Source organism: Erwinia phyllosphaerae (assembly GCF_019132875.1).
GTDB lineage: Bacteria > Pseudomonadota > Gammaproteobacteria > Enterobacterales > Enterobacteriaceae > Erwinia > Erwinia phyllosphaerae.
The window spans coordinates 246,569-258,749 of the sequence record NZ_JAHSPF010000004.1; the positions used below are offsets into that span (position 1 = coordinate 246,569).

The following is a 12,181-nucleotide window of genomic DNA, read 5'->3' on the forward strand; positions in this document are numbered from 1 at the left end:
GCAAATAATGACTTACCTCATTTTTACAAAAAGAGATCTTATGGCGGCCCTTGATCACCCCGTTGTTCTGCAACTGCAAACGCTTAATGAAACATTCTGGCTGAACCCTGACGCTGCCAGCGCCGAAGAAGGTTTAGCGCTGGTTGGCCTGACGCTGGCTGACGTTAACGAGGCCGCAGCAAGACTTGAGCGTTTCGCCCCGCTGCTGGCTAAGGCTTTTCCGGAAACCGCCACCGCGCACGGAATCATCGAATCGCCGACCGTTGCCATTCCCGCCATGCAGCGGTGGCTGGAAGAAGAGGATAAGCAGCCGCTTACCGGCACTTTATGGCTGAAGAAAGACAGCCATTTGCCCATTTCCGGTTCAATTAAAGCGCGCGGCGGTATTTATGAAGTGCTGACGCATGCAGAAAAACTGGCGATCGACGCTGGTTTGATCGCCAGAAATGACGATTACAGCGTGCTGCTCGCTTCCCGTTGTAAAGCATTTTTTAGCCAGCGGCGCATTGCCGTCGGTTCTACCGGCAATCTGGGCCTCTCTATCGGCATCATTAGCGCAAAGCTGGGCTTTGACGTGACCGTGCATATGTCCGCTGACGCGCGCCAGTGGAAAAAGGAGAAGTTGCGATCCCACGGCGTTAAGGTTGTTGAGTATCAAGAGGATTATGGCGTTGCCGTGGCGCAAGGACGTCGCGCGGCCGAAAGCGATCCCCACTGCTTTTTCATTGATGATGAAAATTCCCGCACGCTGTTTTTAGGTTATGCCGTGGCCGGACTACGTCTGCGCGCGCAGTTTAACGAACTGAAGATTAAGGTAGACGACGCGCACCCGCTGTTTGTTTACCTGCCGTGCGGCGTGGGCGGAGGTCCCGGCGGCGTCGCTTTCGGCCTGAAGCTCGCCTTTGGCGATAGCGTGCACTGTTTTTTTGCCGAGCCGACCCATTCTCCCTGCATGCTGCTGGGCATGAGTACGGGGCTGCACGACGCTATTGCCGTCACGGATATCGGTATTGATAATAAAACGGCGGCGGATGGCCTTGCCGTCGGTCGTGCCTCCGGTTTTGTGGGGCGGGCGATGGCAAAGCTGATTGACGGTTGCTATACGCTTAGCGACAAGACGATGTACAGAATGCTCGCCGCGCTGGATCGCAGCGAAAATATTCAGCTGGAGCCATCCGCGCTGGCCGGAATGGCCGGGCCGATGCGCATATGTTCCAGCCAGGCCTGGCAGCTAAAACACGGGCTGACGCCAGACCAAATGGCGCAGGCCACGCACCTGGTCTGGGCCACGGGCGGTGGCATGGTGCCGGAAGAAGAGATGCAGGCTTATCTGGCAGAAGGCCGACGCGCGCTATAGCTCCCGCACCGGTTTCCCGTCGAGCCAGCCGTTAATATCTTCAATCGCCTGAGTAAAATAAGTGCGGTAGTTACTGTCGCTAACGTAGCCCAGGTGCGGCGTTGCCAGCAGGTGATGAGACTGACGATACGGGGAGTCCGCTGCCAGCGGCTCCTCTTCAAAAACGTCCACCGCCGCGCCAGCGATAACGTTATTTTCCAGCGCCCGCAGCAGCACGCCCTGCTCGATCAGCGCCGCACGTGAAGTATTAATCAGGTAAGCCGAGGGCTTCATCTGTTGCAGATCGTTCCAGCCAATAATCCCCTGCGTGGCAGGCGCGCAGACCAGATGCAGCGTGACGAAGTCACTTTGGGCCAGCAACGCCGATTTTTCCGCCACGAAAGTTACGCCCGCTTCCTGCGCACGCTGCGCGGTAAGATGAGGGCTCCAGGCGTAAACGTTCATCTCAAAAGCCTGCGCGTAGCGGGCAATCCTCTGGCCAATTTTGCCCAGTCCGATAATCCCGATGTTTTTTCCGGCCAGCGTAGTGCCGAGCGAAGACTGCCACGGGCCATTACCGGTCAGATTATGCTGTTCGGGCAGCAGATTTTTTGCCAGCGCCAGCAGCAGGCTCCAGGTCAGCTCCGCCGGTGGTTCGCTGCCGCTGGCGGTACCGCAGACGGTGATGCCCTTCTCTTTCGCCGCCGCAATATCAATAGCCGCATTGCGCATCCCGCTGGTGACGATCAGCCGCAAGTCGGGAAGCTGAGCCAGCAGTTCGCGGTCAATAACGGTACGTTCGCGCATGACAACGATAACCACTGCCTGCTGTAGAGCCTCGACTAACTGGTGGCGGTCGCGGAGATGATGATGCAGGCACTCAATCGTCAGGGATTTGTCCAGCGTCTGCCAGTCGGCCATTTTTGTCGCAACGTTCTGGTAATCGTCAAGAATGATGCATTTATCCGCCATAGCTTTTCCTCTTTCAGACGACTGGACTTTGCAAAGACAAGCGTAGTGCAATCCTGCTGCGGCAAACTGATTTTGTGGCTAAAACGTTTTGCCGCTGCTGTATGCTGGCCCGGCAAATATTTTTACTTTGGGTTAGCTTTCCGTACTTATAAAATCAGGCCTGACGTTTAAAACCCTGCGATAACCAACTAAAAGGATGTTGAATGCGGCTCGCACCCCTTAGCCTTTCTCTGCTTATCTTAACTGCCAGCTTTTTCTGTCATGCCGATAACACCCGCTATCGTAACGCGGTGCAAAAAGCGCTGGATGGCGAACCAGCGCTTTGCCTGGGAGAGACCCGTTGGCCGGTAATTGTTGCGCACGGTCGCGACGGTTGGGTAACAGCCAGAATGGCTGCGCTGGCCGATGCCGGCCTGATTCATCCCCGTCGTTTTCCGGCGGAAATCCGCTGGCAGCTTACCGATTACGGTAGACGGGAGTTTCGTCAACACCATGATTTTTGCTATGGCCGCATGCGGGTAAAAACCATTCAATCGATAAGTATCAAGGAAAACGGCGATGTAGCCGTCGTTTTCACTTACGACATTGCCCGCCTGCCCCTGTGGGCCAGAAACTGCGCGGTGCGCGTTGCCAATAATGATGTAGACAATCTGATTATGGGCATCGACAAAGTACGCTGGCGAGCCGATTTTTCCGCCCGCTCACTGCAGCTAATCAATGAGCCTGAGCAGCTGGACCTGCTCTATTAGCGATTAGCGCCTGATAGTAATCAGCAGCGATTTATCCGGCCAGCGCTGTAATGGGTAGAGCGACAGGCGAATATTAAACAGATAAAACAGTGGTGCAAACACGGCTTCATCCTGTCTCGCCAGCGCTTCCAGCCTGAGCAGCAGCAGGTCCAGCTCGTCCTGCAGATCTTTATGCGGCTGGGTTTGCAGCGATTTCATACGCCGCTTCAGATACAGGCCCAGCTCGTGAAACATTTGCCCGCTATCGATGCTGTACTTTTCCAGTATTTGCCGCTGCCGAGCGTAGTAGTCATAACAGTTTGCGCCCAGCCAGGCCTCCGTTAGCAGGTTACCGCCCGACAGCAGGTCAGGGTGCGGATCGAGCCGCGTTCTGGGCAGAATAATATTTACGCGGTCCAGGGTGCGGGCGATAAACTGCTGACGAGCCAGCAGCGAAGAGCCGTTACGTTCAATTTCCTTCACCAGCCGCAGCAGATCGCGCAGCCCCGTGCGCAGCGCGCGTTTGGCCGTCCAGGCTGGACGCTTATTACGGATAATTGCGGTAATAGCCACCGCCACGATAATTCCCACCATCGATGAAATCGCCGTATTAATCAGCGAGGTCAGATTAGGCGTAAAATGGTGGCTCATGCCCAGAAAAGCGGGGATCTGCGTCGCCACGCTGATGCCGATCAGATTGGTCGACGGCCTGGCAATCACCAGACCAAGCAGCAGCAGTCCCGGCGTCAGGCAAAGCAACAGCGCTTCAAAAGTATTCGCCTGCGGGATGAGGAAAGCGATATAAAACAGGCTGATCGCCAGTGCAATTACCACGCCCTTAATAAAGCGCTTCATCGGCACCAGCGGCGTATCCATACCGGCAAAGAACGAAGCGACAATCGCCGCCATCATGGGCGCGGTGGCACCGTCTGCCCAGCCGCTGCCAATCCAGAACAGGCAGGAGATAAACGTTGCCAGAAAAGCCGTCGTGGCCGACAGCAGCAGCAGACCTTTATCAATATGGCGATGCGCTCGCGTATCTTTCGCCAGGCTGGTATCGCCGGAAAGATCGCTGACCAGCACGCTAACGCTGTGATAAGCGCCCGCAATACGCACAAAGTCCGCCAGCCGCTCCAGCAGCCCAATCAGCAAAATGCTCTCTTCGGTCGATAGCTCCCCGCTTTGCCAAATCTGCTTTAGCTGCGCCTGCGTTGCGCTAAGTCGCTGCTGCATGACCACAGGTTCGCTGATTTCCCCACCGTTCAGCCACACCAGAAACTCGCTAAAAACATCCGCCACGCATTGCGGAAAGCGAATTTGCTGTTCGCCCAGCACGCCCAGCCGCGCTTCAATCGCGGTCAGCGTGGGGATCAAATAAGAAAGGTGCTGATACTGCACGCTGACCAGCCGGATCAGTTTTCGCGCCGCGTCACCTTCATACACGCAGTGGGTAATCAACGTTTCGACGTTTAGCGGAAAATTAGCCATCTGGATCAGAATATCTTCCCGCTCCAGCGACTTATCCTTTGGCAGCACGGTAATCAGCTTGGCGCACAGTTTCCGGCCATTCTGATACCAGATGCTGACGCTCTGCTCCAGCAGGCTTTTCATCGATACCGGCAGGATCAGCTGGTGTACCAGGCTGCTACAGATTATGGCCAGGGTAATCTCTTCTATGCGTGACACGACGATGTCGGTGATCGAAAAAGGTGATACCACGCCGGGAAATCCCATAATCGCAGCGCTGTAGCCGGCCAGCATAAAGACATAGCTTTTGGGCGTGCGGTCGTGCAAAGAAAGATAAAGGCATACCGCAACCCACAGCGAGACGCACAGGCTGAACAGGAGCGGATACTGCACCGTTTCCGGATAAATCAGAAAGATAAACAGCCCGCCAAGCAGCGTGCCCATCAGGCGAAATACTGACTTGGAGATCGTTGACGCGCTATAGAGCTGCGACGCCACAAAGACGGTTGTCAGAGACCAGGCGGGTTTTTCAAAATTGAGCTCAAGTGCGATATAAAGTGCCAGAAAGGCGGCCAGACAGGTTTTAGCGGAGAAGAGTACCGCGTTTTTGGTAAACCACTTCATGGAAATTTTTAAACCAGATGCACACTGCGTGGATGCGTATCCTGCCAGAAGCCCGTTATGCGCGCCCGTCAATTAGTACTACAAATTATTAATGACCTAACTAAATGATTAACATAATAAACTTGTTTAAAAACGCCTTAAAAGCGGCCTGAAACGCGCAAACTGGTTGTATTTTAAGCAGAAAAATTATCGCCTTTTGTGCGGTATTGCTTTTTTCGCATCATGTTCTGCTTAAGTCAGGATAATTAGTAAGAAATTCTTCTCAATAATAACCATTCAACGACTATGCTTATTAGTCTGCTTTCGTTACTTTTTTGAAGGATACTTCTTATGACACATGCTATGCACGGCGTTATGCTTTTTATGTCCCTGCTCCACACCTTCTTTCTGCTGGCCGCTGGCAGGGTGGCATTCTGGCTTTTAAGATTAAATATTTTTAAGATTCCCGTCGCACTTTCCTGGCGCATCGCCCATATCCTGCATATTTTATGGGTAGCAGTCGCGGTTATGCCGATTTTTTACTGCCTGGCGGCATGGCAAACCGGCACCACCACCGATGACCAACCTTCGGCACCGGTAGCGCTGTTAGCGTTTCTGGCTTCGCCGGGTTTTGCTGCCGTTGCCGCTGCGCTTATCTTAGCGGCGGGACTGCTGTTTGCATTACGCGGCAACTTTGCATGGTCATCAGCCGAAAAAGCGCGCAATTAATCTACCTCACTCCTCAGCCCGTTTAGTCTGACGGGCTTAATCAACCTCTCTTTTTCAACTAACCTTCTATCAGTACATTCTGCCTGGCTGCGGACGCGGCGTTCAGGTCTTCCTATGCAAGGGCAAATTATGACTGATATCTATCAATGCGGCTCACGGGCTTCTTATGCCGGTCCGGCGGACTGGTTTACCGGTACTGTGCGCATCGACCCCCTTTTCCCTGCCAGTGAGCCTGCTCGTGCCAGCGGCGGTAGTGTAACGTTTGAACCTGGTGCACGTACCGCCTGGCATACGCATCCGCTTGGGCAGACGCTGATTGTGACGAGCGGATTTGGCTATGTACAAACCTGGGGTGAGCCAGCTCGTGAAATCCGTCCCGGTGATGTGGTGTGGATCCCGCCTTTCGAAAAGCACTGGCATGGCGCAAGCGCAACGACTGCGCTGACTCATATCGCTATTCAGGAAGCCCAGGATGGCAAGGTTGTGGAATGGCTGGAAAAAGTCACCGATGAACAATACGGAGAAAAAGCATGAGCAATAACGTGGCAGGAAAAGTCATTGTGATTACCGGTGCCAGTAGCGGCCTGGGCGAAGTGACCGCGCGGCATCTGAGCGCGCTGGGTGCAACAGTGGTGCTGGGCGCACGCCGTGCCGATCGGCTGGCAAAGCTGGTGGCAGAGCTGGAAAGCAACGGCGGCAAAGCGCTGGCGGTCACTACCGACGTGACGAACAAGCAGCAGGTGATAGCGCTGGTCAAAACCGCCGTTGATAAGTTTGGCCGTATAGATGTGCTGCTGAACAATGCCGGCCTGATGCAGCAGTCGCGGCTGGACAGTCTGAAAACGGATGAATGGGATAATATGATTGACGTCAACATTAAAGGCACGCTGTACGGTATCGCCGCCGCGCTGCCTTTTATGCAGGCGCAGAAAAGCGGTCATATTATTAATGTTTCTTCCGTAGCCGGCCATAAGGTTACGCCGTCCGGATCGGTTTACTGCGCGACCAAGCATGCCGTCCGCGCTATCAGTGAGGGACTGCGCTCGGAAGTGAAAGAGTGGAACCTGCGCACTACGATTATCTCGCCTGGCGCAGTAGCGACCGAGCTGACCAACCATATTTCGGATAAAGAGATTAGTACGCGTATGCAGGATTTTTATAAAACCCATGCCGTTCCCGCCGACTCTTTTGCGCGCGTGGTCGAGTTTGCTATCAACCAGCCAGCAGAAGTAGATATTAACGAAATCCTTTATCGCCCCACCAGCCAGCCACACTGATTTTTGACGCGGTGCAGGTATTTGCCTGCCCCGCTTACTCTTTTATAAATTCCAGAAAACGGTTCTTGTTCTCCACCAGCCACGCGGGTAGCTCATGTTCATTAACAGGAACAATTCTCATTTTTCTGGGACGGTTCCAGATATCAATATTGTTTTCTACGCAGCGGCGAATATGATCCGGATTATTAAACTCCGGCAGATCGTGTTCGGTATGGGAAATAGTCGACATTTTTTCACTAATCCGCGCATCCGTCATTACCCAGGAAAAATGCCAGCCGCCGTTTTTAACCACTTTGGTGCAGTATTTTAGTAAGGTCCAGCGTAGCCAGCTATCTCGGATCGGGGTCCCTTTACGTTTCACGTTTCTTAACAGCTCGGGCTGCGCAAGAAAAAATCCTTTTAAATTCTTGTACGTCACCATTTTCGGCAGCTTGCATAACCGGGGAGTGCCGTTGTCATTCATTACCTGTAAATTAAATTTAAAATTATAGAAATTTTGGTAAATCGTGGTGCAAAGATGCCAGCGGCTAAACTGCTTAATCGCATCAGGATGCGGGATCTCATCAACATCAGACACTATAATAATGTCATCATCTTTTGCGTCGGCCAGCCCCTGCATAATAAAGTTACGTGCATAGGCTTCGTTGAACCATGGATCGGTTTCACCAGCGTTTACTGTTGAACCATTTGAAAGAAATGCCTGTTGATGAATTTTCGGCTTACGATCGTTAACAACATAGATAATTTGCTCTTTAAAATGCGAAAATTTTTCAATATCAAAATGCAGGCGCTCTCGTTTTTTACCGGTAAAGGTATAAAGCGACTCAACGATAACGAATTTGTCGACGTATTTATGCAAGGTATTCAGCCGAATTTCCAGCAGCATATCTTCGTCATAGTATAAAAAGCAGTCGTAAATCAAGGCGCCAGCATCCATGTTAAAAAAAACAGGGCCATAATTTAACAGCATTTGTAACAGCCACGCAATATTTCAGCCGTTTTATGTAAGGAAAAACTAAAAAGTGTGACTAACGCTCCTCTGGCTCACCCGCGCTATCCCAGCCGCCTTTAAGCGTAAAAGAAAAAAGATCGTCGGAGGCAATGGCAGAGCCGGTATAGATCCCCAGCAGGTCTTGCTGCGCGTCGTCATAAAAAAGCACGCCGGTCAGGGCAAGGTTCGCAGCCACAAACAGATGACGAGTATCGCTAAACAACCTGTCGTAATCCGCGCTGGCAATCGTGCCGGTACTGGCCAGATGATGCGGTAGGGTTTCTGGTTCGAGGCTGCCGCGGCAAACGTTGTTATAGCCTTCAATGATGGCGCAGCGCAGCGTCTGTGGCTGCTCTGTTTCAGAAAGGGAAATTTCCGTGTTCAGCTCTGGCGGCGGCTCGGTGGTCAGAATGGCGCTAATTTTCTGCTCCATATCATCAGGAAGTTCAGGGAAATGCTTACGGAAAAGAGTAAGGATTTCATCAGCCTTAATATTTAACAGATTGCTCATACTTATCCCCTGCTGATGGAAAGAAAAGAATAGCTACCCTGAGTACAGACTATGATTTAGCTCGGAGCGAGAAAATTGTTTTATTATCACGCGGTGTCAGGGTGGGCTATAATTAAAAACAGCAGGTTAGCTTTAAAGGCTGGCCTTTTTTTAAGATTAATCCCGACAGATATTTAAAGCGAAGCGGTTATTAAACGGGCCGTTTTATCACTAAGCTTAATTAATGCCTGTCGCTTTTCCCGCTGCGCTTAAATTTGCCATTAGCCAGCGCTTATTTGGGTTTAACAGGTAGCGTTTAGCCTGTGCCATTAAAGGCTTTGGCAGTGGCCACCCGACAAAAACCCGCCTTTTTTGTGCTTTGTTGTTGAATTGTTAAAGCAATGACAGCTTTGCTGTCGCTCACAAAATCAACAACTTATTGATTATTAAAGGAAAATAGTAAGTAAATCTTAACAAAATTAATCATTGAGTCGCGGGCTGAAAAGTCCTATATTGGCCGCGCTTTTTTACAGCGCATAACTTTTTATTCAACTTATTCAACCACGGCGTTATCAACACCCCTGGTTGTAGGAGAGATATGATGACGGATAAAGTCCGTATTGATAATTTTGCTGCGAATTCATCAGGAAACAATGAAGCGTTTTTGGCCAGACAGGCTGAATATGAATCGAATGTCAGGAGCTATCCGCGCAAACTGCCGTTCGCCATTGCTAAAGCACAGGGTGTATGGATTACAGATGTTGAGAATAATCAATATCTTGATTGCCTTGCCGGTGCAGGTACGCTGGCGCTGGGCCACAACCACCCTGATATGCTGCAGAGCATCCAAAATGTCATTACCAGTGGCTTGCCGTTACATACGCTTGACCTGACAACGCCGTTAAAAGACGAGTTTTCCGCTTACCTGCTCTCTTTACTGCCGGGCCAGGGCAAAGAGTACTGCCTGCAGTTTACCGGCCCTTCCGGTGCGGATGCAGTCGAAGCCGCGCTGAAGCTGGCGAAAAAATACACCGGCCGTACCGGCGTGATCAGCTTCTCCGGCGGTTATCACGGCATGACCCACGGCGCGCTGGCGGTTACGGGCAACCTGTCGCCAAAAGAAGCGGTTAACGGCATGATGCCGGAAGTTCAGTTTATGCCTTACCCACATCTGTACCGCTGCCCGCTGGGCATCGGCGGTAAAGCGGGTGAAGACGCGCTGGCTTACTACTTTGAAAACCTGATCAACGACGTGGAAAGCGGCGTGCGTAAACCTGCGGCCGTTATTCTGGAAGCGGTTCAGGGCGAAGGCGGCGTGAACCCGGCTCCGGTCGAGTGGCTGCAGCGCATCCGTAAAGTGACTCAGGAACACGGCATTCTGCTGATCCTGGACGAAGTGCAGGCTGGCTTCGCGCGTACCGGTAAGTTCTTCGCCTTTGAACATGCGGGCATTGAGCCAGACATCATCGTGATGTCTAAAGCTGTAGGCGGTGGTCTGCCACTGGCCGTACTGGGTATCAAGAAGCAGTTTGACGCCTGGGAACCAGGTCACCATACCGGTACCTTCCGTGGTAACCAGCTGGCAATGGCTACCGGCCTGACCACGCTGCGCCACCTGAAAGATAACAACATCGCAGCCAGCGTTGCTGAAAAAGGCGAGTGGCTGAAAGGCCAGCTGGCCGAGCTGCAAAAACGTTATCCGGTTATCGGCCACATTCGCGGCCTGGGCCTGATGCTGGGTATTGAAATTGTGAAGCCAGATCAGCCACAGGACCACATGGGTTGCTACCCTGCCGATGGCGCGCTTTCTGCCCTGCTGCAGAAAAAATGCTTCGAAGCGGGTCTGATCCTGGAGCGCGGCGGTCGTCACGGCTGCGTGCTGCGTCTGCTGCCTTCACTGCTGATCAGCAAAGAAGAGCTGGGCGTGTTCCTGGATAAATTTGAAGGCGCCATGGTGGCTGCCGGCGTTAAACCTGTTTCTGCGGAGTAAGTTGATGTCCAGGTCCAACCCTATTCTGGCAGCTTCGGCGCAGAGCACCGAAGCCTACCAGCAGGCTATTGAGCAAACCAGCCAGGCCGTCGTGCAGTGGCTGCAGCAGCCTGAAATGTATCAGGGCAAAAGCGTTGCCGAGCTGCGCGAGCGCATCTCGCTGGATTTCAATGCGGAGGGCCTGGGCAACCAGGCCGCCATTGAGCGCGCGATCGAATACTTCCTGAAAGACAGCCTGTCGGTGCATCACCCGCAGTGCGTGGCGCATCTGCACTGCCCAAGCCTGGTGATTAGCCAGGCGGCGGAAGTCCTGATCAACGCCACCAACCAGAGCATGGACTCCTGGGATCAAAGCCCGTCGGCCACCATCATTGAGATGAAGCTGATCGAATGGCTGCGCGCTCAGGTTGGCTACCAGGCCGGTGACGCTGGCGTTTTCACCAGCGGCGGTACGCAAAGTAACCTGATGGGCCTGATGCTGGCGCGCGACGCTTTCTTCGCGCGTCTGGGGCATTCGGTACAGCAGGATGGCCTGCCGGGCGATTTGAGCAAGATTAAGGTATTCTGCTCTGAAAACGCGCATTTCTCCGTGCAGAAGAACATGGCGCTGATGGGTCTGGGCTACCGCTCCGTCACGCTGGTGAAAACCGATAACTTTGCGCGCATGGACGTTAACGATCTGACCGAGAAGCTGTCGCAGGCGAAAGCCAACGGCGAGCAGGTTCTGGCGATTGTCGCAACGGCTGGCACCACCGACGCAGGCGCTATCGATCCGCTGCGCGCGATTGCAAAAATTGCTGCAGAGTATGAAACCTGGCTGCACGTTGATGCAGCATGGGGCGGCGCACTGCTGCTTTCGGAAAAATATCGTGACTATCTGGACGGCATTGAACTGGTGGACTCCATTACCCTGGATTTCCACAAGCAGTTCTTCCAGACCATCAGCTGCGGCGCCTTCCTGCTGAAGGAAGCGCGTCACTACGAGCTGATGCGCTACCAGGCGGCTTACCTGAACTCCGAGTTCGACGAAGCGGCTGGCGTGCCAAACCTGGTGTCTAAATCGCTACAGACTACCCGCCGTTTCGACGCGCTGAAAATGTGGATGGGTCTGGAAGCGCTGGGCCAGAAGCAGTATGCCGAAATCATCGACCACGGCGTGACGCTGGCGCAACAGGTTGCGGCTTACGTGACCGCCCAGCCATCGCTGGAGCTGGTGATGGAGCCACAGCTGGCGAGCGTGCTGTTCCGCTTCCGTCCACAACAAGGTGACGATGCGGCGATTGCCCTGCTTAACCAGAAAATTGGTGATGCGCTGCTGGACTCCGGTCGTGCCAACGTCGGCGTGACCGAGCACAACGGCATAACCTGCCTGAAGATGACGCTGTTGAACCCAACCGTTACGCTGGAAGATATCAAGCTTCTGCTGGCGCTGGTTGAGCGCACCGCTGAATCACTCGCGTAATTTTCTTTGCGAGAACGAAAAAGCCGGTAATGAAAATTACCGGCTTTTTTATTAACTATCCTCAGCGCGTTTTCCCGCAGCCTGGCGACCTGAGTTGCATAGCGAGAACAGCAAAAAAAAAGCGCCCCGCAGGACG

11 protein-coding genes are annotated in these 12,181 nt (G+C 53.1%); 7 read left to right on the forward strand and 4 right to left on the reverse strand.

Annotation, left to right across the window (positions count from 1 at the left end):
• Positions 1 to 40 precede the first annotated feature (40 nt).
• A complete protein-coding gene (gene dsdA, locus KUE00_RS09420; RefSeq protein ID WP_246759548.1) occupies positions 41 to 1,357 on the forward strand; it encodes a D-serine ammonia-lyase in 1,317 nt (438 codons plus the stop codon).
• Here the strand turns inward: dsdA and KUE00_RS09425 are convergent.
• Positions 1,352 to 2,308: a D-2-hydroxyacid dehydrogenase family protein gene (locus tag KUE00_RS09425; RefSeq protein WP_246759549.1), complete on the reverse strand. Its 957-nt coding sequence runs from the start codon at positions 2,306 to 2,308 to the stop codon at positions 1,352 to 1,354. The genes dsdA and KUE00_RS09425 overlap by 6 nt on opposite strands.
• A 203-nt stretch (positions 2,309 to 2,511) precedes the next feature.
• Here KUE00_RS09425 and KUE00_RS09430 point away from each other — a divergent pair, with 203 nt between their 5' ends.
• The gene (locus KUE00_RS09430; RefSeq protein ID WP_246759550.1) at positions 2,512 to 3,057 is read left to right on the forward strand and encodes a CpmK protein; all 546 of its coding nucleotides are present in this window, start codon (positions 2,512 to 2,514) and stop codon (positions 3,055 to 3,057) included.
• Between the two features lie 3 nt (positions 3,058 to 3,060).
• Here the strand turns inward: KUE00_RS09430 and KUE00_RS09435 are convergent, their stop codons facing one another.
• The gene (locus KUE00_RS09435) at positions 3,061 to 5,127 is read right to left on the reverse strand and encodes an FUSC family protein (RefSeq protein ID WP_246759551.1); all 2,067 of its coding nucleotides are present in this window, start codon (positions 5,125 to 5,127) and stop codon (positions 3,061 to 3,063) included.
• A gap of 330 nt (positions 5,128 to 5,457) precedes the next feature.
• Here KUE00_RS09435 and KUE00_RS09440 point away from each other — a divergent pair, with 330 nt between their 5' ends.
• The 3 genes from KUE00_RS09440 (at position 5,458) to KUE00_RS09450 (ending at position 7,112) form a co-directional block, all read left to right on the forward strand.
• Positions 5,458 to 5,835, forward strand: coding sequence for a hypothetical protein (locus tag KUE00_RS09440; RefSeq protein WP_246759552.1), 378 nt, complete (start codon positions 5,458 to 5,460; stop codon positions 5,833 to 5,835).
• A 129-nt stretch (positions 5,836 to 5,964) separates the two neighbouring features.
• Complete coding sequence (locus KUE00_RS09445; RefSeq protein WP_246759553.1) at positions 5,965 to 6,369, forward strand: (R)-mandelonitrile lyase; 405 nt, start codon at positions 5,965 to 5,967, stop codon at positions 6,367 to 6,369.
• The gene (locus KUE00_RS09450; protein WP_246759554.1) at positions 6,366 to 7,112 is read left to right on the forward strand and encodes an SDR family oxidoreductase; all 747 of its coding nucleotides are present in this window, start codon (positions 6,366 to 6,368) and stop codon (positions 7,110 to 7,112) included. The genes KUE00_RS09445 and KUE00_RS09450 overlap by 4 nt, the downstream gene beginning before the upstream one ends.
• 34 nt (positions 7,113 to 7,146) lie before the next feature.
• Here KUE00_RS09450 and KUE00_RS09455 read toward each other — a convergent pair whose 3' ends face one another.
• Both KUE00_RS09455 and KUE00_RS09460 read right to left on the reverse strand, forming a co-directional pair.
• Entirely contained in the window at positions 7,147 to 8,034 is an 888-nt protein-coding gene (locus KUE00_RS09455) for a glycosyltransferase family 17 protein (RefSeq protein WP_246759556.1), read from the reverse strand.
• 106 nt (positions 8,035 to 8,140) lie between these two features.
• Positions 8,141 to 8,614, reverse strand: a complete 474-nt coding sequence (locus tag KUE00_RS09460; protein ID WP_246759557.1) for a hypothetical protein — start codon at positions 8,612 to 8,614, stop codon at positions 8,141 to 8,143.
• 577 nt (positions 8,615 to 9,191) lie between these two features.
• Here KUE00_RS09460 and KUE00_RS09465 point away from each other — a divergent pair.
• Together KUE00_RS09465 and KUE00_RS09470 are read left to right on the forward strand one after the other, a co-directional pair.
• Positions 9,192 to 10,583 (forward strand): diaminobutyrate--2-oxoglutarate transaminase, encoded by a 1,392-nt coding sequence (locus KUE00_RS09465; RefSeq protein ID WP_246759559.1) that lies wholly within the window; start codon positions 9,192 to 9,194, stop codon positions 10,581 to 10,583.
• Positions 10,584 to 10,587: 4 nt separating this feature from the next.
• Positions 10,588 to 12,045 (forward strand): pyridoxal phosphate-dependent decarboxylase family protein, encoded by a 1,458-nt coding sequence (locus KUE00_RS09470; RefSeq protein WP_246759561.1) that lies wholly within the window; start codon positions 10,588 to 10,590, stop codon positions 12,043 to 12,045.
• Positions 12,046 to 12,181: the final 136 nt, after the last annotated feature.